30 protein-coding genes and 1 tRNA gene are annotated in these 25,322 nt (G+C 52.2%); 11 read left to right on the top strand and 20 right to left on the bottom strand.

What is annotated here, in order from left to right; genetic code table 11:
- Positions 1 to 15: 15 nt before the first annotated feature.
- From P0D43_RS13160 to P0D43_RS13140, 5 genes are read left to right on the top strand one after another with little or no spacing between them, the layout of a single operon-like run.
- Positions 16 to 561 carry a pyridoxamine 5'-phosphate oxidase family protein gene (locus tag P0D43_RS13160; RefSeq protein ID WP_341237758.1) on the top strand — a complete coding sequence of 182 codons (546 nt, stop codon included), beginning with the start codon at positions 16 to 18 and terminating at the stop codon, positions 559 to 561.
- Between the two features lie 54 nt (positions 562 to 615).
- Positions 616 to 1,467, top strand: a complete 852-nt coding sequence (yghU, locus tag P0D43_RS13155) for a glutathione-dependent disulfide-bond oxidoreductase (protein WP_159571506.1) — start codon at positions 616 to 618, stop codon at positions 1,465 to 1,467.
- 56 nt (positions 1,468 to 1,523) lie between these two features.
- The gene (locus P0D43_RS13150; protein ID WP_394672624.1) at positions 1,524 to 1,919 is read left to right on the top strand and encodes a hypothetical protein; all 396 of its coding nucleotides are present in this window, start codon (positions 1,524 to 1,526) and stop codon (positions 1,917 to 1,919) included.
- Positions 1,920 to 1,937: 18 nt separating this feature from the next.
- Positions 1,938 to 2,741, top strand: coding sequence for a class D beta-lactamase (gene blaOXA / locus P0D43_RS13145; RefSeq protein WP_394672623.1), 804 nt, complete (start codon positions 1,938 to 1,940; stop codon positions 2,739 to 2,741).
- A 1-nt stretch (position 2,742) separates the two neighbouring features.
- Positions 2,743 to 4,290: a phospholipase D family protein gene (locus tag P0D43_RS13140; protein ID WP_394672622.1), complete on the top strand. Its 1,548-nt coding sequence runs from the start codon at positions 2,743 to 2,745 to the stop codon at positions 4,288 to 4,290.
- On the opposite strand, the gene iscX is transcribed toward P0D43_RS13140, so the two are convergent.
- From iscX to uvrB, 10 genes are all read right to left on the bottom strand, one after another.
- On the bottom strand, positions 4,291 to 4,485 hold the full coding sequence (gene iscX / locus P0D43_RS13135; protein ID WP_159571497.1) for a Fe-S cluster assembly protein IscX: 195 nt from the start codon (positions 4,483 to 4,485) through the stop codon (positions 4,291 to 4,293).
- Between the two features lie 16 nt (positions 4,486 to 4,501).
- On the bottom strand, positions 4,502 to 4,840 hold the full coding sequence (gene fdx / locus P0D43_RS13130) for an ISC system 2Fe-2S type ferredoxin (protein WP_159571493.1): 339 nt from the start codon (positions 4,838 to 4,840) through the stop codon (positions 4,502 to 4,504).
- Positions 4,841 to 4,872: 32 nt separating this feature from the next.
- Positions 4,873 to 6,756 (bottom strand): Fe-S protein assembly chaperone HscA, encoded by a 1,884-nt coding sequence (hscA, locus tag P0D43_RS13125; protein WP_394672621.1) that lies wholly within the window; start codon positions 6,754 to 6,756, stop codon positions 4,873 to 4,875.
- Positions 6,756 to 7,292, bottom strand: a complete 537-nt coding sequence (hscB, locus tag P0D43_RS13120; RefSeq protein WP_394672620.1) for a Fe-S protein assembly co-chaperone HscB — start codon at positions 7,290 to 7,292, stop codon at positions 6,756 to 6,758. Before hscB ends, hscA begins: the two co-directional genes overlap by 1 nt.
- 11 nt (positions 7,293 to 7,303) lie before the next feature.
- Positions 7,304 to 7,627: an iron-sulfur cluster assembly protein IscA gene (gene iscA, locus P0D43_RS13115; RefSeq protein ID WP_159571484.1), complete on the bottom strand. Its 324-nt coding sequence runs from the start codon at positions 7,625 to 7,627 to the stop codon at positions 7,304 to 7,306.
- Positions 7,628 to 7,661: 34 nt separating this feature from the next.
- The gene (iscU, locus tag P0D43_RS13110) at positions 7,662 to 8,042 is read right to left on the bottom strand and encodes a Fe-S cluster assembly scaffold IscU (protein WP_138519366.1); all 381 of its coding nucleotides are present in this window, start codon (positions 8,040 to 8,042) and stop codon (positions 7,662 to 7,664) included.
- A 27-nt stretch (positions 8,043 to 8,069) separates the two neighbouring features.
- Entirely contained in the window at positions 8,070 to 9,281 is a 1,212-nt protein-coding gene (locus P0D43_RS13105; RefSeq protein WP_159571481.1) for an IscS subfamily cysteine desulfurase, read from the bottom strand.
- Positions 9,282 to 9,308: 27 nt separating this feature from the next.
- On the bottom strand, positions 9,309 to 9,791 hold the full coding sequence (gene iscR / locus P0D43_RS13100) for a Fe-S cluster assembly transcriptional regulator IscR (RefSeq protein WP_341237752.1): 483 nt from the start codon (positions 9,789 to 9,791) through the stop codon (positions 9,309 to 9,311).
- Positions 9,792 to 9,990: 199 nt separating this feature from the next.
- On the bottom strand, positions 9,991 to 10,482 hold the full coding sequence (locus P0D43_RS13095) for a low molecular weight protein-tyrosine-phosphatase (RefSeq protein ID WP_159571475.1): 492 nt from the start codon (positions 10,480 to 10,482) through the stop codon (positions 9,991 to 9,993).
- A 69-nt stretch (positions 10,483 to 10,551) separates the two neighbouring features.
- Positions 10,552 to 12,615: an excinuclease ABC subunit UvrB gene (uvrB, locus tag P0D43_RS13090; RefSeq protein WP_394672619.1), complete on the bottom strand. Its 2,064-nt coding sequence runs from the start codon at positions 12,613 to 12,615 to the stop codon at positions 10,552 to 10,554.
- Between the two features lie 236 nt (positions 12,616 to 12,851).
- Between uvrB and P0D43_RS13085 the strand changes: the two genes are divergently transcribed.
- Together P0D43_RS13085 and P0D43_RS13080 are read left to right on the top strand one after the other, a co-directional pair.
- Complete coding sequence (locus P0D43_RS13085; protein WP_159571469.1) at positions 12,852 to 14,039, top strand: pyridoxal phosphate-dependent aminotransferase; 1,188 nt, start codon at positions 12,852 to 12,854, stop codon at positions 14,037 to 14,039.
- A 122-nt stretch (positions 14,040 to 14,161) separates the two neighbouring features.
- Positions 14,162 to 14,238, top strand: a tRNA-Asn gene (locus P0D43_RS13080).
- 81 nt (positions 14,239 to 14,319) lie between these two features.
- Here the strand turns inward: P0D43_RS13080 and P0D43_RS13075 are convergent.
- The 4 genes from P0D43_RS13075 to P0D43_RS13060 form a co-directional block, all read right to left on the bottom strand.
- Positions 14,320 to 14,724, bottom strand: a complete 405-nt coding sequence (locus P0D43_RS13075; protein WP_236550883.1) for an FKBP-type peptidyl-prolyl cis-trans isomerase — start codon at positions 14,722 to 14,724, stop codon at positions 14,320 to 14,322.
- 159 nt (positions 14,725 to 14,883) lie between these two features.
- The gene (locus P0D43_RS13070; protein WP_159571466.1) at positions 14,884 to 15,180 is read right to left on the bottom strand and encodes an HU family DNA-binding protein; all 297 of its coding nucleotides are present in this window, start codon (positions 15,178 to 15,180) and stop codon (positions 14,884 to 14,886) included.
- 104 nt (positions 15,181 to 15,284) lie between these two features.
- Entirely contained in the window at positions 15,285 to 15,713 is a 429-nt protein-coding gene (locus P0D43_RS13065) for a GFA family protein (protein ID WP_394672618.1), read from the bottom strand.
- Between the two features lie 78 nt (positions 15,714 to 15,791).
- Positions 15,792 to 16,709 carry a LysR family transcriptional regulator gene (locus P0D43_RS13060; protein ID WP_394672617.1) on the bottom strand — a complete coding sequence of 306 codons (918 nt, stop codon included), beginning with the start codon at positions 16,707 to 16,709 and terminating at the stop codon, positions 15,792 to 15,794.
- A gap of 100 nt (positions 16,710 to 16,809) precedes the next feature.
- Between P0D43_RS13060 and P0D43_RS13055 the strand changes: the two genes are divergently transcribed.
- Positions 16,810 to 17,685, top strand: coding sequence for a sterol desaturase family protein (locus tag P0D43_RS13055; protein ID WP_394672616.1), 876 nt, complete (start codon positions 16,810 to 16,812; stop codon positions 17,683 to 17,685).
- On the opposite strand, the gene P0D43_RS13050 is transcribed toward P0D43_RS13055, so the two are convergent.
- The 5 genes from P0D43_RS13050 to P0D43_RS13030 form a co-directional block, all read right to left on the bottom strand.
- Positions 17,682 to 18,272 carry a TetR/AcrR family transcriptional regulator gene (locus tag P0D43_RS13050; RefSeq protein ID WP_394672615.1) on the bottom strand — a complete coding sequence of 197 codons (591 nt, stop codon included), beginning with the start codon at positions 18,270 to 18,272 and terminating at the stop codon, positions 17,682 to 17,684. The two genes, P0D43_RS13055 and P0D43_RS13050, sit on opposite strands and share 4 nt — an antisense overlap.
- A 5-nt stretch (positions 18,273 to 18,277) precedes the next feature.
- On the bottom strand, positions 18,278 to 19,108 hold the full coding sequence (locus tag P0D43_RS13045; RefSeq protein WP_394672614.1) for an SDR family oxidoreductase: 831 nt from the start codon (positions 19,106 to 19,108) through the stop codon (positions 18,278 to 18,280).
- A 60-nt stretch (positions 19,109 to 19,168) separates the two neighbouring features.
- Positions 19,169 to 20,398 carry an oxygenase MpaB family protein gene (locus tag P0D43_RS13040; RefSeq protein WP_394672613.1) on the bottom strand — a complete coding sequence of 410 codons (1,230 nt, stop codon included), beginning with the start codon at positions 20,396 to 20,398 and terminating at the stop codon, positions 19,169 to 19,171.
- An 80-nt stretch (positions 20,399 to 20,478) separates the two neighbouring features.
- A complete protein-coding gene (locus tag P0D43_RS13035; RefSeq protein WP_394672612.1) occupies positions 20,479 to 21,909 on the bottom strand; it encodes a hypothetical protein in 1,431 nt (476 codons plus the stop codon).
- Positions 21,910 to 22,014: 105 nt separating this feature from the next.
- A complete protein-coding gene (locus tag P0D43_RS13030) occupies positions 22,015 to 22,254 on the bottom strand; it encodes a DUF2798 domain-containing protein (RefSeq protein WP_159571396.1) in 240 nt (79 codons plus the stop codon).
- Positions 22,255 to 22,440: 186 nt separating this feature from the next.
- Here P0D43_RS13030 and P0D43_RS13025 point away from each other — a divergent pair, with 186 nt between their 5' ends.
- Positions 22,441 to 22,854 carry a hypothetical protein gene (locus tag P0D43_RS13025; protein ID WP_394672611.1) on the top strand — a complete coding sequence of 138 codons (414 nt, stop codon included), beginning with the start codon at positions 22,441 to 22,443 and terminating at the stop codon, positions 22,852 to 22,854.
- A gap of 9 nt (positions 22,855 to 22,863) precedes the next feature.
- Here P0D43_RS13025 and P0D43_RS13020 read toward each other — a convergent pair whose 3' ends face one another.
- Complete coding sequence (locus P0D43_RS13020; RefSeq protein WP_394672610.1) at positions 22,864 to 24,567, bottom strand: acyl-CoA dehydrogenase family protein; 1,704 nt, start codon at positions 24,565 to 24,567, stop codon at positions 22,864 to 22,866.
- A 162-nt stretch (positions 24,568 to 24,729) separates the two neighbouring features.
- On the opposite strand from P0D43_RS13020, the gene P0D43_RS13015 reads away from it, so the two are divergent.
- Both P0D43_RS13015 and P0D43_RS13010 read left to right on the top strand, forming a co-directional pair.
- Positions 24,730 to 25,053, top strand: a complete 324-nt coding sequence (locus tag P0D43_RS13015) for a hypothetical protein (protein WP_159571387.1) — start codon at positions 24,730 to 24,732, stop codon at positions 25,051 to 25,053.
- A gap of 63 nt (positions 25,054 to 25,116) precedes the next feature.
- Complete coding sequence (locus P0D43_RS13010) at positions 25,117 to 25,320, top strand: YjfB family protein (protein ID WP_159571384.1); 204 nt, start codon at positions 25,117 to 25,119, stop codon at positions 25,318 to 25,320.
- The last annotated feature ends 2 nt before the right edge of the window (positions 25,321 to 25,322 follow it).

Below are 25,322 nucleotides of genomic sequence, written 5' to 3'. Positions count from 1 at the left end.
GGCGTGGAGAGAAGCATGAACCATGCCGAAGAAATCTGGAAAACCTTGGTGCGGGCCACAGTGGACAAAAAGCACCCATGGCGTGTAGTCGCATTCAGTACTGCGGGTGCAAAAGGACCACAGGCGCGCTCTGTTGTTTTGCGAGCCGTGAATATGGCTGAACACGCGCTGGTGTTTTACACCGATCGTCGAAGCCAGAAAATGGCTGACCTGGCCCACGACTCGCGTGTCGCTTTGTTGTTCTGGAACCCGCGCAGCAACACCCAACTCAGAGTATGTGGCATTGCAAAGCCTGAGACCAGTGAATTGATTGTGAATGGTTTTTGGGATCGAATCCCCGAATACGCCAGAAAAGACTACGCCACCCTGAGCGCTCCCGGAGATGCGCTTGTTGGTGACAGCTTGACTTACGATTTCGACACGGCCCGCATGAATTTTGTGGTGTTGAACGTGAAAGTTTTGAATGTCGAATTATTGGAATTGAAGCGGGAGGGCCATGTGCGATTTCGCTGTGATCTTGACGAAACCGGACACTGGATTCATCAAAACATGGTTCCCTGAAGGTATCCTAAACCTTGATATTTTTTGAGCATTTAGCAAAGCGAGGTCAGAATAATGAGTGATTCCAAATACACGCCACCCAATGTCTGGGTGTGGGACAAAGAAAGCGGTGGCAAATTTGCCAACATCAATCGCCCCATTGCTGGCGCCACCCATGAGAAAGATTTGCCCGTGGGCGAGCAGCCCTTGCAGTTGTATTCCCTGGCCACGCCCAATGGCGTAAAAGTGACTGTAATGCTGGAAGAATTGCTTGCCTTGGGGCATTCCGGTGCGGAATACGATGCCTGGTTGATCAATATTTCCAACGGCGACCAGTTCAGCAGCGGATTTGTTGAAGTGAACCCCAACAGCAAAATTCCAGCCCTGCTTGACCGCAGCACCAACCCACCCACACGCGTGTTTGAATCGGGTTCGATCCTGCTGTATCTCGCTGAGAAGTTCAAGGCATTCTTGCCCACTGACCCTGCAAAGCGAACAGAAACCTTGTCGTGGTTGTTCTGGCAAATGGGCAGCGCGCCTATGTTGGGTGGCGGTTTTGGGCATTTTTATGCCTATGCGCCTGAAAAATATGAATACCCGATTAATCGCTACGCGATGGAAGTAAAACGTCAGCTTGATGTGCTGGATCGCCAATTGGCCGATCAGGAATACATTTCAGGCAGCGAATACACCATTGCGGACATGGCGATTTGGCCGTGGTATGGTGCTTTGGTCACCAACAAAGTGTATGACGCCGCAGAGTTTCTGGAAGCCCACACTTACACCAATGTGTTACGTTGGACCGAGCAAATTGCCAAACGGCCTGCTGTAATTCGCGGGCGCATGGTGAATCGCGCCTGGGGCGAAAGCAATGAGCAGGTGCTAGAGCGGCACAGCGCCAGTGATTTCGATGGCAAGGCCATTTAAGGTCAGCAGGCTGGGGCACAATGTGCCCTTTCTTTGATTTGTTGTGGAGTTCTATTTTGCAAAAGCTTGTGTTTGCGGTGGCGTTGGCCTGCCTGGCGGGTTGTGCTTCCACCCATGATTTGTCCAAAGGCAACAACATGCTGGGTGGTGGTTACAAACAGGAAGAAGTTGGACCGGATTTGTTTTATATTTATGCGCGTTCAAACCATGCACCCTGGACCAATATTGATGCCGCCAGAACCACTTGGCGAAACGGGGCAGAACGGGCGTGTTTGTCTGCAGCCTACGACGAACTGAGTATTCAGGAAGGCGAAAAAGACACAGGCTTGCAAAACAGCAGTGGTGTGCGTTATCTGGTGACCGAGCGAACCGGGTATGCGAAATGTGACTCTTCAACGTTAAGTAGCGCAGAGATCAATAAAATTATCGGAAAGGACTCCGCTGTTCGATAAGAAAAAAAGGGGGAGTTGATGCGCCTGTTCAATGCGGTAGTTCTTGCATTCTCTTTTGTTGTAAGCACTGTTCACAGCGCCACTCCGCTTGAGGTAGTGGAACGCCCTGAATGGAAAACCTTCTTTGAGCAGCACAATGCCGAGGGCACCCTAGTGGTGTTGGACCAACGCACTCCCGGTGCAATGGTTCAGGTTCACAATCCAAAACGTGCCAGCACTCCCTATCGGCCTGCCTCCACTTACAAGATTCCCCATGCCCTGTTTGCACTTGAACACGGGGTTGTGAAAGACGAGTTTCAGGTGTTCAAATGGGACGGGAAGAAACGTGACTTCGATGTCTGGAATTCAGATCACAACCTTCGCTCTTCCATGCGGGGCTCTGTGGTGTGGGTGTATCAGTGGATTGGCCAACAAATTGGCGAGAAGGCCGCCCGCACCTATCTGGAAAAGGCGGGCTATGGCAATGCCGACCCCAGTGGCGGAAAAGACGGTTATTGGCTCGACGGAAATATTCGAATCAATGCCTTCGAGCAAATCCAGTTTTTACAAAAGCTTTACACGAACAGTTTGCCTTTCAAGCTAGAGCACCAGCGACTTGTGAAAGACATCATCATTGTCGAGGCGGGAAAAGACTGGATACTTCGCGGCAAAACGGGCTGGGAAGGTCGCTTTGGCTGGTGGGTTGGCTATGTTGAATGGCCAGATGGGCCCGTATTTTTCGCCTTGAATATCGACACGCCCAATCGCATCGGCGACTTGCCAAAGCGAGAAGCAATTACCCGGGCGGTACTTCGTTCCATCAACGCTTTGCCTGCCAACTGACATGAGCCGCTTGCTTGTTCGGGCCTCAGTGTTTCTACTGCTTGGTTTGCTGCAAGGCTGCGCACTACCGCTCCTCAATGACCGCATTCAATCCAGCGCGCTGAGTGAACAACTGGCCCGTCAAACCAGTTTGGGCAGGGCACTGGGCCCACTGGAAACCGAGCATCGCGGCAAAGCAGGCATATACCCCATACAAGACCCCAAGGATGCCTTTGCCAGTCGGGTGATTTTGCTGCGAGCGGCCGAACGCACCATTGATATTCAGTCTTACCTGTGGCGCAATGACACCACAGGTACCTTTATGTTCAACGAATTGATCAAGGCAGCCGACCGTGGCGTGCGGGTTCGTTTGCTGCTGGATGACAACGGCATTGCCGGTCTGAACAATCAATTGAATCGGCTGGACCGTCACCCCAATATCGAGGTTCGCCTGTTCAATCCATTTGTCATTCGCAACCCCAAATGGCTGGGCTACTTCACCGACTTTTCTCGCGTGAACCGGCGCATGCACAACAAGTCGTTCACGGTCGACAACATAGTTACCATTTCTGGTGGGCGCAACATTGGGGATGAATACTTTGGTGCAACCGATGCGGCTGTGTTCATGGATCTGGACATGTTGTGCGTGGGCCATGTGGTCCGAGCCGTATCTCGGGATTTCGATGCCTACTGGCGAAGCGACTCGGCGTATCCATCCGCTAAAATTTTGCTGCCCACCGAGCCAGCCATTCTTGATCAAATTGATCAAAGTGCACTGAACTTTGAGCAGACCGAGCGTGTCATGGAGTATCAGACTCCGGTGGAGAATTCAGTTTTTTTGCGCCAATTCATGAATGGCACTTTGCCACTTCAGTGGACCTCCGTGCGCATGGTGAGTGACGACCCGGCCAAAGGGTTGAACACAGCCACCCGAGAAAATTACCTGGTGACGGAGTTGCGTGATTTCATTGCAGAACCCAAGTTCAGCCTGAGTGTGGTGTCGCCGTATTTTGTGCCGACTGAACGTGGTGTTGCATTCTTTTCCCGCTTGGCCAAAGCAGGTGTAAATGTCCAGGTACTGACGAACTCGCTGGAGGCCACCGATGTGGCCGCCGTGCATTCCGGTTATGCAAAAACCAGAGTGGAGTTGTTGAAAGCTGGTGTGAAGCTGTTCGAATTGAAAAGTGCCCCTGGCGCTAAAAATTCTGATCGAGGCAAACGCAACCTGATGATCGGCAGTTCGGCTTCAAGCCTGCACACGAAAACTTTCGCAGTGGATGGTTCTCGCGTATTTGTGGGCTCGTTCAACTTCGATCCACGGTCTGTGAACTTGAACACGGAAATGGGCTTTTTGATTCAAAGCCCCGCGCTGGCAATGCAAATTGAACTGGGCTTTCAGGCGCTGCCAATTATGGCTTATGAAGTGCGTCTGGATGAGAACGATGCTTTGGTGTGGATAGAGCGGCAAGCCGGGAAGGAAATTGTTCACAATCTGGAGCCCAAGGCCACGCTGTGGCGAAGGACTGTGGTGTTTTTCTATTCCCTGCTACCCATCAACAGCTTGTTGTAATCAATCCTGCTCTTCAATCCAGGTCATCTGGATTGCTTCCAGAATTTTTTCATTTGACTTGTTGGGGTCATCTTCAAAGCCGGGCAGGGCACACACCCATTTGTGCAAATCCGTGAAACGAATGTACTTTGGGTCTACATCGGGGTGTGCATCAATCAATTCAAGCGCAATATCCAGCGTGTCAGTCCATTTCATGTTGTGGCCCCCTTGATCAGTGATTTTCGCGTGCGTGGTTGATGGTGTATTTCGGCAATTCCACCACCAGGTCTTTGTCGGCTACTTTCACCTGGCAAGACAAGCGACTTTGGGGAGTCAGTCCCCAAGCCATGTCCAGCAAGTCATCTTCATCATCATCGCTTTCATTCAGGCTGTTGAAACCTTCCTTGATCACGACATGGCAAGTGGTACAGGCACAGCTCATTTCGCAAGCGTGTTCCAGTGCAATGTCGTTGTTCAAAATAGCTTCGCACAATTGGGCACCCACGGGTACTTCAAATGTTTTGCCTTCAGGGCAAAGGCTTTCATGGGGCAAAATTTTAATAATTGGCATCTCTAAATCTCTCGTGTTCTGTTGTGTCGCGTTTATTTCGCAGCGCCGCCAAGGGTGGTGCTCACAGTGTCGATGGTTTTTCCGGTCAGCGCTTTGCGAATACCTGCATCCATTCGGCGTGCGGCAAAGTCTGCTGTCAAATGGCTTAAGTCGTCGATGCCTTTTTCAATGGCGCGCAAATCCTCGGTTTGAGCCAGTTCTCGCAATGCATTCACACTGGCATCAATCGTGTTGAGTTCGGTGGTGTCGAGCAATTCACTGTCTTTCGCAATGGCCGCTTCAACCGATTCCACCAGGCGCATGGCTTCCACTTGCTGCTCGCGCAACTGGCGTGCGTTCATGTCAGCTTCTGCAAACTCAAAACTGTTTTTAAGCATGCCGGCAATTTGATCGTCGTCCAGCCCGTAAGAAGGCTTCGCGGTGATATTGGCCGATACGCCAGAACCTGTTTCCATGGCATTTACAGCGAGCAAGCCATCGGCATCAACCTGAAAGGTGACACGAATGCGTGCCGCACCAGCCACCATGGGTGGAATGCCGCGCAGCTCGAACCGCGCCAGTGAACGGTTTTCTGAAACCAGTTCGCGTTCACCTTGCACCACGTGAATGGCCATGGCGGTTTGCCCGTCCTTGAAGGTGGTGAATTCCTGTGCACGCGCAACTGGAATGGTGCTGTTGCGGCTAATGACTCGCTCAGTCAGGCCACCCATGGTCTCAAGGCTCAGGCTCAGTGGAATCACGTCAAGCAGTAGCAGCTCGTCGTCGCTTCGGTTGCCCGCCAAGGTATCGGCTTGAATGGATGCGCCAATCGCTACCACTTCATCCGGGTTCAAGTTCACCAGCGGGTCTTTGCCAAAAAACGCTTTCACAGCTTTGCGAATCACGGGCATGCGGGTAGAGCCACCCACCATGACCACGCCATCAATTTCATCGGTACTCAAGCCAGCGTCGCGCAATGTTTTGCGGGCGGCTTGAATGGTGCGTTTCACCAACGGCTCTACAATGGCCTCAAACTGCTCGGCGGTGACTGTTTCTGCAATGGTTTCACCGCTTTTAAATTCCACGCTGAGAAATGCAGTGTGCTCGTGAGAAATTTGTTCTTTCACGCGGCGGCAAGCCATGACCAGGCGTGATCGCTGTTGCGCGTTCAGTTCTTCAAAGCCATGTGTGGCAATGAAGTGGTCGGCCATGGCGCGGTCGAAATCGTCACCGCCCAACGCTGAATCACCACCTGTGGCCAGCACTTCAAATACACCGGCTTGCAGGCGCAGAATGGACACATCGAATGTGCCACCACCCAAATCGAACACCACAAACTGGCCCTGCGCATTTTGATCAAGACCGTACGCCACAGCAGCTGCGGTGGGCTCGTTGATCAGTCGCAGTACGTTCAGGCCAGCCAGTTGTGCTGCGTCTTTGGTGGCTTGGCGTTGTGCATCATCGAAATACGCGGGTACTGTAATTACCGCACCGACCAGCTCGCCACCCAAAGTGGCTTCAGCGCGTTTGCGCAATGCACGCAAAATATCGGCAGACACTTCCACTGGGCTTTTGGTGCCATAGTCAGTTTCAATTTCAACCATGCCGCCGGAATCTTTCACACGGTAGGGCAGGTTCAACCCCTGCACATCCTTGTGACCTCGCCCCATCAGGCGCTTGACCGAAAACACGGTATTGAATGGGTCTGTGTCCGCACAGGCCAAGGCGTCTTCACCCATGTTCTTCACGCCTGTTTCGCCGTAACGCACCACGCTGGGCAAAATGACACGGCCTGAAGAATCGGGCAAACATTCGGCGCTGCCGCTGCGTACGCTGGCCACCAGTGAATGCGTGGTGCCCAGGTCGATCCCCACCGCGAGCCTGTGCTCATGCGGTGCTGTCGACATGCCTGGTTCAGCAATTTGTAACAAAGCCATTAGCTGGCATCCTCCAGTTGCTCCAATTTCTTGGTCAACTCAATCATGAATTTGTTAATGAACAGCAAAGCCTGTGCAGTGCCATTGGCTGCCTGCGCGTTCTTTTCTGTATCAATTTGTTGTGCGATCAAGGTCAAACAACGCTTTTTCTCGGCGGCCACTTCGCTCAGCAAATCTTCAAGTGCTTCTACGCCCTTGATTTCTTCAAGTGATTCTCGCCATTCCATTTGCTGCATCAGCAGTGCAGGTGGCAGGTTACTTTGTTGCCCACGCGGGTTTTCGCCGTGTAGTTCGCACCAGTAAATGGCACGTTCCATCGGGTTTTGAAGGCGTTTGTAGGCTTCGTTCACACGGGTGGCCCACTGCACTGCCAGCCTTTTTTCCTGAGCGCCGGCATTCGCAAAGCGATCAGGGTGGGTTTGGCTTTGAAGTCGCAGATAAGAAGCAGAAAGGGCTGCGCTGTCCAGAGCAAACTGGCAGGGCAACCCAAAAATATCAAAATCGCTGTCGTTTAACTTGATTGCTAAGTTGGTCATTGGGCTGACAATTAAACGGTGAAGCTTTCACCACAGCCGCAGCGCGCCTTTTCATTGGGGTTGTTGAATTTGAAACCTTCATTCAAGCCTTCGCGTGCGAAGTCCAGTTCAATGCCTTCAAGGTAAGGCATGCTTTTGGGATCCACAAAAAGCTTCACACCATGGGCTTCGAATACATTGTCTTCGTCGGAAACAAGATCCACAAACTCCAGCTTGTAAGCCATGCCGGAACAGCCGGTGGTGCGCACACCAATGCGCAAACCAATTCCCTTGCCGCGTTTGGTCAGGAACTTGCTAATGTGGTCGGCGGCGCGCTCAGTCAATGTAATCGCCATGGTGTTCAATTCCTTATCAACAACTTTTCAACAATCAGGCGTGCTTCTTTTTGTAATCTTCAACCGCTGCCTTGATGGCGTCTTCAGCCAAAATGGAGCAGTGAATTTTTACAGGTGGCAAGGCCAACTCTTCAGCAATCGCCGTGTTCTTGATTTCCAAAGCCTGGTCCAGGGTTTTGCCCTTGACCCACTCGGTGACCAATGAAGACGAAGCAATGGCCGAACCACAGCCGTAGGTTTTAAACTTCGCATCGGTAATCAAACCGTCGGCGCCTACCTTGATTTGCAGTTTCATTACGTCGCCGCAAGCGGGTGCGCCCACCATACCTGTACCCACTTCGTCGTCGCCCTTTTCGAACGAGCCCACGTTGCGGGGATTTTCGTAATGGTCCAGAACTTTTTCGCTGTATGCCATGGTACTTCTCCTCAATCTTCAAATATTTCAGTGCTCAGCCCATTGAACGGTGCTTAAATCCACGCCGTCCAGGTGCATTTCCCAAAGGGGCGACAATTCACGCAACTTCGCCACTTTGGCTTTCATCAATTCGATGGTGAAATCAACATCGGCTTCAGTCGTGAAACGACCAATCGAGAAACGAATCGAGCTATGCGCCAATTCGTCGCTGCGGCCCAATGCACGTAGTACATAGGAGGGCTCAAGAGAGGCCGATGTACAGGCTGAACCAGACGATACCGCAATTTCTTTTACGCCCATGATCAGGGACTCGCCTTCCACGAAGTTGAAGCTCACGTTCAGGTTGTGCACCACACGCTGATTCAGATCACCGTTGACATAAATTTCATCAATGGCTTTCAAACCGTTGAGCAAACGGTCGCGCAATGCTTTCATGCGTGGCAATTCACTGGCCATTTCTTCTTTGGCAATGCGGAAGCATTCGCCCATGCCAACGATTTGATGGGTGGCCAAGGTGCCTGAGCGCATGCCACGCTCGTGGCCGCCACCGTGCATTTGTGCATCAATGCGAATACGGGGCTTGCGGCGTACATACAGGGCACCAATGCCTTTGGGGCCATAAGTTTTGTGCGCAGAAAAGCTCATCAAGTCTACTTTCAGCTTTTGCAGGTCGATTTCTACCTTGCCGGTGGCTTGCGCAGCGTCCACGTGGAAAATGATGCCTTTCTCGCGACACAATTCACCAATGGCCGGAATGTCTTGAATCACGCCAATTTCGTTGTTCACAAACATGATTGAAATCAACACAGTGTCGGGGCGAATGGCAGCTTTCAGGGCGTCCATGCTGATCAGGCCGTTGTCCTGAACATCCAGGTAAGTGGCTTCAAAGCCATGGCGTTCCAGGTCGCGGAAGGTGTCCAGCACAGCCTTGTGTTCAGTTTTCAAGGTGATGATGTGCTTGCCCTTGGTTTCGCCATAGAAAAGCGCTGCACCCTTGATGGCCAGGTTGTTCGATTCGGTTGCGCCAGAAGTCCACACGATTTCGCGTGGATCGGCGTTGACCAAAGCGGCAACGTCTTCACGGGCTTTTTCAACGGCTTCCTCTGCGGTCCAGCCATAGGCGTGACTGCGGGATGCCGGGTTGCCAAAGCTTTCACGCAGGAAAGGAATCATGGCGTCGGCTACGCGCGGATCCACAGGGGTGGTGGCGCTGTAATCGAGATAAATCGGCATCTTCATAGTGTATTTGCTCCAATCAACTGCTATTTAATGTGTATGTTGTGCGGCTGCGGCATTAGATGCCGTTGGCCTTTCACGAAACTGAATGGTTCGCTCAGCGTCTTTTTGTTTGTGCTTTTCAACCAAGCACTGCAAAGTGACTGAGCCCAAATATTCGAGCATTTTGGTGTTAAGGCTGCTCCACAGGTCGTGCGTCATGCACTGGCCTTCATCGGTGCAATTTTCCTTGCCACCACACTGGGTTGCATCCAGCGGTTCATCCACAGCCAAAATGACGTCAGCAACGCTGACTTCCTTCAGGGCGCGGGCAATATGATAACCGCCACCGGGGCCGCGAACGCTTTCAACCAGCTCGTGCCTGCGCAGCTTCGAAAACAACTGCTCCAGATACGACAGTGAAATACTCTGGCGCTGGCTGATGCCGGCGAGCGAAACCGGCCCTGTGTCTTGCTGTAAAGCAAGATCAATCATGGCTGTAACGGCAAATCTGCCTTTTGTGGTCAATCGCATGGCAATCCTTTTATTGCACCCTTAAAAGCCTTCCGGCTAATTCCTACTATTTTGGTCAAGTATAGCAAAGTTGACTGTTTTACTCAAGTATTCGGCGGGTTTGAATGGCTAGGGGAAACCTTGATCTGCAAAAGAAAAACCGCCAGCAAAGGCCAGCGGTTTTTGACTTCAGTGCCCGCCGAAAGCGGGCTGGATCAGATTATGCTGCCGCGAACTGAAATACACGTTTGCGCAACACTTCCAACAAGCCTGTGCAGCTGTCTTCAATGTAGTTCAACACGGTGTCAAAACCATCGGGGCCGCCATAGTAGGGGTCGGGCACGGTGGCTTCGTCATGTTCAGTGGCGTAGCGCATCATCAATTGAATTTTGTGCGCGTACTGGCGTGGGCACTGCTGTTGAAGCAGGCTCATGTTGTCCCAATCCATGGCCAGGATCATGTCACTGTCGCGGAAATCGTCAGCAGTAACCTGGCGTGAAATCAGGTTGGAAATGTCGTAACCACGCTTGGCGGCGGCTGCCTCGGCGCGGGGGTCGGGCGTTTTGTCCAAATGGTAGGCATGCGTGCCGGCTGACTCAACAGAAATTTCATGGTCAAGACCCGCTTCGCTTACCATCTGCCTGAAAACGCCTTCTGCTGTTGGTGAGCGGCAGATGTTTCCCATGCACACAAACAAAACTTTGCTTTTCATATTGGCTTCCTATTGTCCTGAACCCATTAAAGTAAAACTCTTCAAATCTTTGCAACGCGCCTGCTTGCTTCAGGCGCTGCGTTTGGCATCCAGCGAGGTCACGTTGGACTCGCCCTTGCTGCCAAACAACTGTTCTTTCAGCAAACCCAACTGGTCGCGGGCCTGGGCGGCTTTTTCAAACTCCAGGTTCTTCGCGTGTTCCAGCATGAGTTTCTCAAGCCGTTTAATCTCTTTTGCCAACTGCTTTTCACCCAAGGGGGCAACTTCCATGGCCTTATCGGCTTTGCGTTGCCTTGAAGCGTTTGGATCGAACACGCCGTCGATAAGTTCCTTGACCTGTTTGTTCACGCCCCGTGGGGTAATGCCGTTTGCTGTATTGAACTCAATTTGCTTGTTTCTGCGGCGGGTGGTTTCGCCAATTGCCAATTCCATGGAATTGGTCACCCGGTCTGCGTACAAAATGGCTTTGCCGTTCAAATTGCGGGCAGCGCGGCCAATGGTTTGAATCAAACTGCGTTCACTGCGCAAAAAGCCTTCTTTGTCGGCATCCAGTATTGCAACTAGGGACACTTCCGGAATATCCAAGCCCTCGCGCAATAAATTAATTCCAACCAGCACATCAAATTCGCCCAAACGCAGGTCACGGATAATTTCAACGCGCTCAACGGTTTCAATGTCGGAATGCAAATAACGCACGCGCACACCATTGTCGCTGAGGTAGTCAGTGAGGTCTTCGGCCATGCGCTTGGTCAACGTTGTGACCAATACTCGATCGCCAGCGCGAGTTCGTTCGTGAATCTCGCTGAGCAGGTCATCGACCTGGGTGGTGGCAGGGCGCACCTCAATCACAGGGTCAATCAGCCCTGTGGGGCGCACCACTTGTTCAACCACTTGGCCAGAATGCTCTTTCTCGTAATTCGAGGGCGTGGCTGAAACAAACACTGTTTGCCGCATTTTGGACTCGAATTCCTCGAAACGCAAGGGGCGATTGTCCATGGCAGATGGCAGACGAAAGCCGAAGATAACCAAAGTTTCCTTGCGGGACCTGTCTCCACGGTACATTCCGCCCAGTTGGCCAATGGTGACGTGGCTTTCGTCAATGATCATCAAGCCGTCTTTGGGCAGGTAATCGATCAGTGTGGGGGGCGGCTCGCCAGGCGCTGCGCCTGACATGTGGCGGCTGTAGTTTTCAATGCCTTTGCAAAAACCGAGTTCGGCCAGCATTTCCAGGTCAAAGCGGGTGCGCTGTTCCAGGCGCTGGGCCTCGACCAGTTTTCCGGTTTTGACAAAGAAATCAAGTTGTTCGCGCAATTCTGCTTTAATGGTTTCAATGGCACGCAGCACCGTGGCGCGGGGCGTTACATAGTGGCTGCTGGGGTAAATCGTGAAACGTGGCAGTTTTTGGCGAATTTTGCCGGTTAGCGGGTCAAATAGCTGAATTGCATCTATTTCATCGTCGAACAGGTCGATACGCACAGCCAACTCGGAATGTTCGGCCGGGTACACGTCGATGGTGTCGCCCCGAACCCGGAAGGTGCCGCGCGTGAAGTCCAGGTCATTGCGCTTGTACTGCATGGCGATGAGGCGTTTCAGAATGTCGCGCTGGCTGAGCTTGTCGCCATGGCGAATACTCAGAATCATGGCGTGGTAGTCCGATGGATCACCAATGCCGTAAATGCAGCTGACCGTGCCCACAATAATGGTGTCGCGGCGCTCCAGCAGGCTTTTTGTGGCTGAAAGCCGCATTTGTTCAATGTGCTCGTTGATCGAGCTGTCTTTTTCAATGAACAGGTCGCGGCTGGGCACGTAGGCTTCGGGCTGGTAGTAGTCGTAGTAGCTGACGAAGTATTCCACCGCATTTTTGGGGAAAAACTCGCGCATTTCAGCGTACAGCTGGGCAGCCAGGGTTTTGTTGGGGGCCAAAACCAAAGCCGGGCGCCCGGTTTGGGCGATTACATTGGCCATGGTGAAGGTTTTGCCCGAGCCGGTAACGCCCAGCAGGGTTTGAAACACCTCGCCATCGTTCACGCCTTCGATCAGCTTTTCAATCGCGGTCGGCTGGTCGCCAGCCGGGGAGTAGGGCTGGTAAAGCTCGAACGGACTGTTGGGGTAACTGATAAATCCAGGGGCCATGTTAAACTACGAGTCTTGATGCGAGGCAACCACAAAGCACAGCGGTTTTAGCCAATGATTAACCCCACGGGTTGAACCTTCTGGCCAATCCCGTAGAATTACGGAGTTGCATCATTGGGCTGTTGGCTGCAGAAAATTCGCAGCATTTTGTGATAAGCCAATCCTGCATTATCGTCGGAAATGAGTTTTTTTTCCAGACTTGACTTTTTCTTTTTTCACTCCCAGACAACGGAATCATGCTTTCAAATCGCGCACTTACGATCAAACCTTCCCCTACACTTGCCGTGACAGCCAAGGCGGCCCAACTGAAAGCCGAGGGTAAAGACATTATCGGCTTGGGCGCTGGTGAACCCGACTTCGACACGCCTGACCACATCAAAGAGGCTGCCAAGAAAGCCATTGATGCCGGCTTTACGAAATACACAGCCGTTGGTGGCACCGTAGGCCTTAAAAACGCCGTGATCGCCAAGCTAAAACGCGACAACGGGCTGGAATACAAAGCCAATGAAATTGTTGTTGGCGTGGGTGGCAAGCAATGCATTTTTAATATGGTGCTGGCTACCATCAACGATGGTGACGAGGTGGTAATTCCTGCACCTTACTGGGTGAGCTACGCTGACATTGTTGAAATTGCTGGCGGTGTGCCCAAGCTGGTGTTTGCCGGCATTGAGCAGGGCTTTAAAATTTCCCCTGCCCAACTGGAAGCCGCCATTACGCCAAAAACCAAGATGTTCATGATCAACAGCCCCAGCAACCCCACGGGCGCTGTGTACACCAAGGAAGAGTTGGCGGCCTTGGGCGAAGTGCTGTTGAAGCACCCCAATATTATTGTGGCCACCGATGACATGTACGAGCACATCAACCTGGCTGGTGTGCCGTTTGTGAATATTTTGAACGCCTGCCCCGCATTGAAAGACCGTACCGTGGTGTTGAACGGTGTTTCCAAGGCGTACAGCATGACCGGATGGCGTATTGGTTTTGCAGCGGGCCCGGCCAAGTTGATCGATGTCATGACGAACCTGCAAAGCCAGTCCACTTCCAACCCCACGTCTATTTCACAAGTGGCCGCGGAAACTGCCTTGAGCGGCGACCAGGATTGTTTGAAGCCTATGGTGGCTGCGTTCCGTGAACGCAATGAGTTTGTGACCAAGGCTTTGAATGCTGTGCCGACGATTCAAACTTTGAAAGCCGAAGGCGCTTTCTACGCATTTGTAGACGCGCGCAAGGCCATCGAGAAGCTGGCTGCAGAAGGCAAGATCAAGGCAGCAAATGATCTGGAACTGACGGCGTACCTGCTGGAAGCCGGTGTTGCTGTGGTGCCTGGTTCTGCTTTTGGTGCTGAAGGTTACTTCCGCATTTCATTTGCTACCAGCATGGGCAACCTGGAAAAAGCCTGCGAGCGCATTGCGAAAGCATTGGGTTAAACAGGGGTTAAGCAATAAGTTGCCTAAGGTTTAAGCAGGCAGCGGGGTTTTTGTAATTCATTTGTCCAATTTGGGTATTTGGGGTTGCACAAAAAAATTTCGCTGCTATAATCTCGGCTCTTTCCCCGATAGCTCAGTTGGTTAGAGCGACGGACTGTTAATCCGCAGGTCCCCCGTTCGAGTCCAGGTCGGGGAGCCAAATAAAAAAGTGAAAAGCCCTTACGGTGAATAACCGCAAGGGCTTTTTTCTTGTCTCGAAATTTTTGAAAATTTCAAACCATCAACGCTTTATTTCAAGCAGTTCAACCTTGAACTTCAATACGGAGTTCGGGGGGATCACCCCGGGTATGCCGCGCGCGCCGTAGGCTGTGTCTGCAGGGCAGGTCAACGTGGCCTTGTCGCCGACTGACATCGTGCTGACGCCTTGCGTCCAGCACGGAATAACACCGCTTAGTGGGAATGTGGCTGGTGCGCCGCGTTTGTAAGAGCTATCAAACACAGTGCCGTTTGTTAACGCGCCCTCGTAGTGAACACTTACGGTCGACGTACTTTTTGGCTTTTGTGCACCTGTTGATTTCCCATCAATGGCCACAACAACGCCAGAGGGAAGTTTGATTTCCTCGGCAGCGGCGGTAGTCGGGAAGAGCAACACGGGTGAGAGAACAGAAATTACAGACCAAATCATTGAATGCTTCATGTTGATCAAATCGCTATTAGAAGTTGGGTTAGATAAGGTTAACGCGATATTTACACCTAAAACAAACCCCCGCAACGTTTTCACGGGCGGGGGCTCGTAACCGATACTTGGAAGCAACGGTTTAAGGCATAAATGATGTGTCTTGATTTATTTCTTTTTCTTTGCTGGCTTTGTATTTACTTTGGTCTTCAGGCTTTGGCCAGGAGTGAATTTAGGCACTACAGCTGCTGCAATCTTGATGGTTTCGCCTGTGCGTGGGTTACGACCCTCACGGGCTGCACGTGCGCCGGTTTGAAATGTACCGAAACCCACCAAAACAACCTTGTCGCCATCGGCCATTTGCTGGCTCACGGTTTCGATGAAGGCATCCAACATTTTGCCAGCAGCGGCCTTGGAGCATTCACTTTTTGCGGCGATGGCGTCAATCAATTCGGTTTTGTTCATTGTTTATAGTTCCAAAGAGTTAATGAGCGTAGGTAACATGCCATGGAAAACCGCATGTAGCAAGGGGGTTTAGGTTGTTTTCACCTCCCTATGGGCGGTTTATTTTATTGCTTACCCGGCCTGAACGGCGGCGCCTTGGGAAACTGGAATACGCCTTGGGGAATATCTACTTCGGGCGCCTTCTCGCTGGTCCATACATGGGCCATGGGTTGGAATTCGAAAGGTGGCCCCAGCCTGTCTGCGGCCACACCCAACAGGCCAGTCAGCGCATCGACAGTGGCATAAACAAAATCATTGCATTGGCTGCATCTGCGGTATTGCTTGGGTTTGCCAGAGCCGCCTGTCATGTCAATCGCCTTGAATTCGCCCTGTGTGCATTGTTCCTCGGCTTTAAAAAAAGCGGCCTTCGCGTAAGGCATGCCGCTAATGGTTTGGCAATCACGGCAATGGCAGATCAATTGTGCAACGGGCGTCTGGGTGAAGGTAAGCGTCAATTGACCACATTGACACTGTGCGCGGAAGGTGTTGTTCATTCAATCACTCATGTGTTAGGGGTTTTACGTTCGGGACATAAACTTGGCTGGCAGTCGACTTTTTCACTTTCATCGTTGTCATTTCGATTTCTGCTGCCCTGTTGTGGAATATTTTCTAAAATCTTCGATCGCATAACTGGCCGCAGGCGACTGTAAACGACTGCTCAAGTTCACTACGGCAATATTGCTAAACAATGGCGGAAAATCGATGATCTCCAGCTTCACCAGGCTGCCATTGTCCAGCCAGGGTTTGGCCGCAAGTTCAGTCGAGGCCACAACGGTGTTGGTACTCAAGGCCACTTGATGTAACAGGTTAACGTCGTCGCATTCCAGTGCAAGTTGCAGCAGGTTTCGGCTGTTTTGCCCCAACAGCTGACCCAGGCCAGCCTTGAGCATGTCGGGTAACTTCACTGAGGCTATCCCATATTCCCAGGCATCTTCGAACCGGTGGGTCTTGCCCGCCAAAGGGTGCTTGGCGTGCGCATACAAATGCCCATACTGGCGCATCAATGGCTGAATGTTCAAGTAGGGCGCAGCATTGATTTCTCCCGTGTCGGCAACGAAGAAATCGATTTCTTCTTTCAATAACAAAGCCAACAGGTTTGCCGGGTTGTCAATTTCAATGCGAACCGAAACTTTTGGAAACGCCAAGCGAATTTTTTCAATGACCCGTCCAGCCAGCGTGACAGCGGGAAATGGGCCCACGCCAAACACCAGCTCACCCACCTCTCCTTGCAGATAAAGACCAATGTCGCGCTTCAGAGATTTGGCTTCGAGTACAAGAATTCGGGCACGTTGAATTAGAAACTGACCTGCGGGTGTGGGGCGTATTTTGCCGCCCTTGCGTTCGAACAGCAGTAAGCCGGTTTGTTTTTCAAGCGATTGAATGCTACGGCTGAACGCAGGTTGGCTGAGGTGAACCTTTTGCGCTGCTTTGGCAAAATGGCGCGTTTCGTCCAGGGCCAAGAGATGTTCAAGCTGATGAAGATTGGTCAATGTGATGCGCTGATTGCATTGAAAGTGAATTAATTATGCATTGGACGTATATTCAGTACAAGGTTAAATTCAAGCTATCGTTGAACCACGCGGACCCATCATGCAAATCTCGGAATTTCAGAACGTACTGATTTTGATTGCCATTGCAGGCTTTGCCTTGATGGAGTTCGCCACGCGTCGCTACCAAACCACGGTGAATGCCACGGCGAATGACACCAAGCTGGACTTGCTTGTGTTTATCAGTGTGGTGGCTGTGTCGCAGCCTTTGGCAATTTTCACAACTCAACAACTCGGCGAGGCCTGGTTTGCGCAGTGGCAGGGCATTTGGGCTGACTGGCCCTGGTGGGCCATGTTTGGCGTGTTGTTGTTGGGCGATGATTTAACGCAATACCTGTGGCACCGGGCTTCGCATTCGCCGTTGTTGTGGCCTTTGCACCGTGCCCACCATTCTGCGCAGTACATGAGTGTACGCATGACTTTTCGCAACAACTTTTTTTATTACCTGATGATGCCTGGCCTGTGGATTGCCGGTGTCTTGTTGTTCTTGGGGTTTGGCGGCTGGGTGTACGCCAGTTATTTAACCCTGAAGCTGACCATCATTTTGGGGGCGCATTGCTCCTGGCGTTGGGACGAACCACTTTACAAAATCAAGGCATTGCAACCGGTGATGTGGGTTGTTGAGCGCACCATTTCAACACCCGCCACGCACTGGGCCCACCATGCACTCACCAACAAGGATGGCATCGGACACTACACGGGCAACTTCGGCAACATGCTTTTTTTGTGGGACGTTATTTTTGGAACAGCTCACATTACCCGCAAGTACCCTGAACACATCGGTTTGATGGACGACCGTATTCACGGGCAGGAACACTGGGCGCACCAAATGTTTTATCCCGTGTTGCATTCAAAGCGTGACGATTCTGCTTTGCGCTTTGGTGGCACTATTTACGATGAAAACAAGAATCCAAACTAAGCATTCAAATAGCTGACTACCATTTCGACCAACTCAATTTCCAGTTCCTCGTCGGTGATGAAAGGGCTGGGTTCACTGATCGCGCGGATCATGGTGAACACGATGGCGTTGGCAATAATGAAACTTCGAATTTGAAGCCGTTCGGGGTTGTTGCTCAGCGGGTTCTTCAGCAGGTACATCCGCATGAAGTCCAGCAGAGTGTCTTGCAGCAGCCGAACCACATTCTGGGTGGGCAGGCGGTACCAGTTGCGCACCAGCTCAACTGCAAGGCCATCGTCGGCACGCAAAAAAGACATGCCGAAGTGCACGGATCGTTGCACCATGTCGCGAAGATCGGTGGTTTTTTCCAGTACCAGCGTATTCAAGCCTTCGCGAAGATTCAGCGTGACTGTGTCCAGCAAGGCCTCAATCAAGTCTTCGCGTGAATCAAAATACTGATACAGCGACCCCACGCTGACGCCTGCCAGTTCGGCCACATGGTGCGTGGTGAACTTGTCCATGCCTTGTTCCCGAATGGATTGGGCGGTGGCGTCAACCAGCCGCGCAACCAGTTCTTTGGAACGTTGCTGCTGTGGAATTTTGCGCATGGATTTTAGAACTTGCCGATGTAGAAGTCCCGTTGAATTTCATCCACGCGCACCGGGTTGTTGGCGTATTGCGTGAAATCCGATACCCCGGTTTCGCGCAGCACTTCTTCATCCAGCCAGCTTACCTTGGCATCAAAGCGATCACGCTGATTGATCAACTCAAATGCAGCATCGGCCATCACTTCGGGTTTGCGCGACACATTCAAACCTTCTTCGCCGCTGAACATGCCCACTGCAGCGGTGGCGATCAAGGTGGCAGGCCACAGGGTTTTAACCGCAATACCTTTGGCTTTGACTTCCTGCTGAAAACCCATGCTGAGCAATGTCATTGAATACTTGGTGCTGGTGTAGGGAATGAATGCACCCAGCCAGCCTTTGTCCAGGTTCAGCGGTGGGCACAGGTTCAGCACGCTGCCTTTGCTGGCTTGCAGGTAGGGCAGGCATTCGCGCATGGTGATCAGCGGGGCGCGGGTGTTCAGCGCGTGCATCAGGTCGAATTTTTTGGTCTCGGTAATGCCCAGTTGGGTAATGCCCAAAAAACCGGCGTTGTTCACCAGCAAATCGATGCCACCAAACTGTTGCACGGTGGCCCGAATGGCACGTTTGATTTGTTCCTCGTCACGCACATCGGTGGCCACTGGCAGTGCTCTACCGCCAGCTTCGTTCACTTCCTGCGCGACCGAGTGAATGGTGCCGGGCAGCTTGGGGTTGGGTGTGTCTGATTTGGCAGCAATCGTAATATTGGCGCCTTCTCGCGCCAATCGCAAAATGATTTCCCGCCCAATGCCACGGCTGCCGCCGGTGATGAATACTGTTTTATTCGACCAGCTTCCCATATTGCCTCTGCCTTTGTTATTCGAACGATCGTTCAGTTTAATACGACTTATTGTTCGTATTCAACTCGCGTTGACGGAAACAGGTGGCACGGCCTGTTGAACTTGCCGCTGTTGAAGTTCAGCCACTGCAATTTCCTGCGATTTTCGGCCTTGGCGAATGTGCCATGTAGCCAGCCCTGGCGTGCATCGCCCCAACATATGCAGGGCAGCCCTTGCGGGTACGGCCAATAAGGCAATGAAGGGACCAAAGGGAGCGCGTAGCCCCAATTTGCGGAACATGCGCGGGCCAAGCAAATACCACGATGAACTCAAATGCTTTTGATGGGCATAAGCCCTGCGCAGGTTTTGAAAGTTGTTGTACCCGCGGCTAAGCGGTTCGCCAGCCAGTGCGGTAGCCAGGCGGTGGGTGGACTCGTCGGGTGGGGAGTGGGTGAACAAAAACTGACGCAACTGAATCAACGCCTGTGCTTCAGTATCAACCAGCCATTTTTCCTGTACACCCATTTGCCAGCCGATCAATTTCCACAGTTGCATCACAGCCCTTGAATTGCGTGGTGTTACTACAATGCCCATTTTGCGAAGACCCAGCAGCATGACAGTGCTAAAGCCCAGGTATGTGGCGGCCATGTCCACCTGGTTGATGGGCAGCCCCCATTGCGTGGTGTTCCATTGTGGGTTGTGCTGCAACTGCTTGCGCACCAGTGCATGCATCCAGCGAACGCGCAGTGTGGACATGGCACCGGGGCCACCCGCGTGGTTGGCGTGTGGGTTGACCACTTTGAGCCACCATTGCGCTGTGCTGGCCAGCCGGGGGGCTGCGCCTTTTTCCAGTTCGCCGGTCAGAATCAGGGTTTTGTTGAAAGCGACCATCAGGTAGCCGCCCATCAAGGCCATGTCACGCAGCACGTCGGTGGCGGCACGCCCGGTGCTGTGAATGAATTGCACACCTTCCTCGATCAACGCCCAGTCTGCCCAGTCGGGGTTGGTGCAGGTGGACTGCAACACAGTTTGAAGTGCGTCGCTGCCCTGACAGGTCAGTGGATTGTTTGACTGCAGGGCTTGGTGAAATTCCCGCCAATCGGGCTGATCAGGCGACGCTTTGATTCGCGCCTCGATGTATTGGTCCATCACCGGATCACCTTCAAACAAACCCTTGTGCAAATCAAGGTACTGTTGCTGGCTTGGAGCGAACTGCCCACCCAGTAATTGTTGGATAGGCCAGGGTGTGTGAACCTGGGTCAGCGGAAAAGGCCGTAGTCGGGTGGGGTGGGGGTGATCAATGGCGGTCATGTGGCTGAGGCAGGCTGTGAAGATGCCTCAGACTAAAGCGAATTTTTAGTCGCATTCAAGTCGCATTTTGAAACCAGTATTTATTCATGGCGTTGTTGTAATTCGCGCTTGTAATCGGCATAAACACCGGCTGCATGCTTCTGGTTGGTAACCACCCAGATCAATGCGTTCTCGCCGTGGTTGACGTCCATCAAGCGATCGGGGGCGATGCTGCCAAATCGAATGCCCGAACTTTGCTTGTGTGCTTCCTGGCGACATGCTGACAAGGCGATCTGGTCCAGAAACCAGATTGATTTGCCTTTGTTCAGGTTGTCTTCAATAAACGCAACCACTTGCGCAATGTATCGCTGGGCGGCCGGTGTGTTGTTCAAGTACACCACACCCGCTGCAACATGTTCCCAAAATGGCGCCGCCTTGGGTTGGCACACAATGACATCGTTGTTGTTGGCCAATTCGCCCAGGGTGGCCGCCCAGGGCTTGCGCCACAAGGCATCGGCATCAATCAGTATTACAGGTGAATTCAGGTGTGTCAGCAGGGCTTTGCTGGCGGCAAAACGACGGGTTGCAAACTCCACCACTTTGGTGGGTGATTCCAAATCGATTGTTTCCTGCGTGGCAGTAATTTCCAGTTGTGGATATTTGCCTGCAAGGTCTTGAACGTGTTGAATCACACTGGCGTTGGGTGTGTACAGGTGAAAATGCACCAGCAGGTCGGCACTGTTGTGTTCAATCACGGAATACAGCAGGGTCAGCGCGTGTTCATAAAAGTACTTGTCGTCGCAGGCAATCAACACAGTGGGTTTGGTGCGTTGTGTTTTGGCTGGTTCGATGATCCATGCATAGGGGAATCCTGTTTCCGCCTGTACAGGTTTATTGGCCAGGCTGGCAAAGTCGACGGGTTCGTCAGGCAGGGCACCCAGTTCGTACATGCAGGTCATGCTGAGAAGTTTGACCAGCGAATTGTTTTGGTGGGCACCTGAATCCACAAGCTTGACCAGGTAAGGCAGTGCTTCTTCGTAACGCGCTTCCATGGTGTACACCATGGCGACGATTTGTTGCAGGTGTGGCGAGGTGTCAACAATTTTTTCGTTTTTGCGCACCAAAGCCATGGCCTCATCGATTTCACCAATGCGGTACAAAATCTGAATGGCGTTCATCAGGTATTTCACGCTGGGCACTTTTTGCAGCACACGCATGAGCCCATCGCGAATGCCTTTTTTATAAGCCGCAGGCAGGGGTGTTTGAATGCCATTGCGGTGTTTGTCCATGGACAAATGGGATTGCGCAATCAGCATGATCATTTGTTTCAGTGCCAGGTCTTTTGCAGCGGGCAAACCCGATTGCACGGCATGCAGGGTTTCAGCACACAACACGGGGTCGCAGGCATTGGTGTCGATCAACGAAATCAGTGTTTCTTTCGGGATTTTTCCAAGCTCTTCAAAGAAATAGGTTTTCACCAGACTGTCGCGATAGTACTGGTGCATTTCCTGGCTGCGTTTGAATTCCGTCACGAGGGGCTCCTGTGGCCTTTTGGGTTAAAACCATTTAACCGAAAGAATAACCGCAGGGTAGCCGCACTGAAAACCGGAGAAAAGGGGTAATGCCGATTCAGTGCGCTAGTTCAGTAACTGCGCCGTGATCCGCCTTGCGATGGGGGCCAGCATGTAGATGGCTGGCACGGCAGCCAAATAACCAATGAAGTAGGTTTTTCCCCAGGTGGCCAGAAAGTTGCCACCAAAGCCAAAATTGCTGGCGGTGGTCACAAAGGTGACGATGCCCACCATCAGAAAACCCATGATGAGTGCGAAGACCAGTTGGAATAATTTTCCGGGTTGGGCGGGAAGTGCTGCGTTCATATTGCGTTGTGACAGGTTTTTTGATTCGTGAATTTTAGCGGCAATTGCCGGTGCCTGCTCTCAGGGTAAACACCTTCATTTCTTTCTTGATGATTCGTTGCGTACTTCACACGGAATGATTAAAGAAATCCTTTCAATCTCAAAGGCTTGTTTCTATAATTCGCCTTTTTCCTGGGTGCCGTGCCAATGACTTTTCGTGTCGCTGATTCAGATCGCAGGCCTGAGTTATTCAACACGGGCAGGCATGTGTTGGTGGATGCGTCTGGCGCAGGGCAGGGGCGTTACTGCATGGCGGCGGTGTGCATTGAAAATGGCGAGGTGGTGCAGTTGTGCAGCAGACCTTGTGAGGCCTATAGCTCGGTGTTGGCCGAGCAGGAAAGTATTGAGTGGGCTTTGATAATTTGGCCCAACGCACTGGTGTGGAACGATTGCATACCTGCAATTGAAGCAGCGTTGACCCGGCAACCAGGTTTGGCGGGCCAACTGTTTTGGCCCACGCCACGCATGCGCAAACCCTTTCACGACATGGCGCACAGCCTGTCGGTGAAGGCGCGAGAGGAACCAACACCCAGGCAATGGGCGTTGATTGAACTCTCGTGATTTCAACTGTCAGGCTTTGTTAATTGCGGGGTCAGCCCGCTCAATAATTGTTTTCACCTGCATGCCCTTGGGCAAGGCGCCGTAGTTGTGGTGCCCTTGTGCCGCCAGGCGGCTTGCACAGAAAGCCTCGCTAACTGCAGCAGGTGCATGGCGCACCAACAAAGATGCTTCAAAGGCCAAGGCCATTTGATCGACCATGGTACGGGCACTGTACTGCAAGCCATGCAGATCGGCAGGGTTCAGTTGCCTGAACTGTTGGTTCAAGCCATCCAGGTAGGTATCAAGTATGGAGTTGCCACCACGTGCTTTGTTCAATTCGGCATTGAATGCCATGAGCACAGCCGGTGTTTTTGCAATGGCACGAAGTACATCCAGACATTGCACATTGCCGCTGCCTTCCCAGATCGGGTTGATCACACTTTCCCGGAACAGGCGGGGGTAAATTGAATTTTCCATGACACCGCTGCCGCCAATGCATTCCATGATTTCGTAGCTGTGCTGGGGTGCGCGTTTGCAAATCCAGTACTTGCCAACAGCTGTGGCCAGGCGCGCCAGTTGGGCTTCGTGTTCGTCGCTGTCTTTCATGTCCAGTGCCCGGGCCATGCGCATGGAAAAAGCCATGGCGCCCTCGTATTCCAGCTGAAAATCGGCCAACACGTTTTGCATCAGGGGTTGGTCAATTAATTTGGCACCGAAGGCGGCGCGCTGTTTGCAGTGGTGAATGGCATTGGCCAAGCCAGCGCGCATCAGGCTAGCGGATGCGCCCATGCAGTCAAAGCGGGTCAGGCTAACCATTTCAATGATGGTGGGCACACCGCGGCCTTCATCGCCAATCAACCAGCCTTGCGCACCACGAAATTCCACTTCGCTGGATGCATTGGATTTGTTGCCCATTTTGTCTTTCAGACGAATCACGTTGAGTGCGTTTTTTGTGCCATCGGGCAACCAGCGGGGCACGGCAAAGCAAGACACACCAGCGGTGGTTTGCGCCAGAATCAAAAACACGTCGCACATGGGGGCCGACAAAAACCACTTGTGGCCCACCAGGCAATACAGTTGCCCCGCACCGGGCTGATTAACCGGTGTGGCCATGGTGCTGTTGGCCCGTACATCGGATCCACCCTGTTTTTCGGTCATGCCCATGCCCACGGTGATGGACTGTTTTTCATCAATGGGCACATTGCGCGGGTCGTAACCGCGATTCAGAATTTTGGATTCAAAAATTGCAGCCACTTCGGGTTGTATACGGAAGCTGGGAACCGAGGCAAATGTCATGGTGACAGGGCAACCATGGCCGGCCTCCACCTGGCTTTGCAGGAATGCTTTTGCACCGCGCACCACATGGGCACCTTCTCGCGGGTGGGTCCAGGGCTGGCTGTGCAATCCTTCCTCTAGCGCTGATTTCATCAGTTCATGGTAGGCACCGTGGTAGCGCACGGAATCAACCCGGTTGCCGAAGCGATCATGGGTATCCAGTTCAGGTGTGTATTTGTTGGCCAGAAAACCCAGTTCAAGGTATTCCGGTTTGCCACATTTTTCGCCAAAGGCAGCAACCTCCCCAACACCCCACGCGCCACCTTCGCGCTTCACGCCCTCAAGCAGGGCCGCGTCAGTGGTAAACAGGTTGTAGCTGTGCAAATCACTGGCCACATTGTGCACCTGGTGGGTTTCACCCACGATTGGGTTGGCTTGCAATTCTTTGGCGGTTTTCATGGCGTTTATCCCTGTAATTCTTGAAGTATCTTCCAATAATTACTCATATTTATCAATAATGCAAATAGTTGTAATTGATTGGGTGGGCTTTGACCCATTTTGTGCTGGTTTTCTGTACAGCGCTATGGTAGAACGAAGGTGTGCTCACCACGGAGAAACACCATGGCAACAACGCATCAAGTAGAAATTGATTTGAACACCTTAGTGATGTTGGTCAATGAAGTTGCCAAGGAGGATCCACTGGACTATGGCGATCTTGCAGTGGATGAAATGGCGCTGCGCCACTCTTGTTGCCTGGGGGCTTTGAACATTCTTCAAAATGCGGCCATGTTCAAGGCCGAAGACCTCATTTATGTGCTGCTTAGTTCAATGGCGAAGCTGATTGAGGAAAACGTGCTGCTACACGCCCAGAATGTGGAGCGCGGTGAACAGATACGCAGTGAGCTGGTGGTGCAAATTCTGGACCGAGCCAAGAAGGGGTCTTAGCAAGTTCGATTCAACTTTTGTGTGCTGCTGCCGTTATCAAGTGAATTGATATGGAGAAAATGCATGGATGTATCCCCAGCCGCCATGGTGAATGCCACGGTTCAAATGCAGCAGGCCCAAAATATTCAGCAAGGTCAAATTGCAGTGTTCAAGAAAACCATGGACATCGCGGAATCTTCTGTTGCCCAGCTGATTCAGTCCATTCCACAACCACCACCTTTGGCAACCAGCGGCAATTTGGGTACTCGCCTGAACGTCTACGCCTGAGG

Source organism: Limnobacter sp. (assembly GCF_043511195.1).
Classification (GTDB): Bacteria; Pseudomonadota; Gammaproteobacteria; order Burkholderiales; family Burkholderiaceae_B; genus Limnobacter.
The sequence above is the reverse complement of the archived record's forward strand: the minus strand, read 5'-3'. Positions and strand labels throughout refer to the sequence as shown.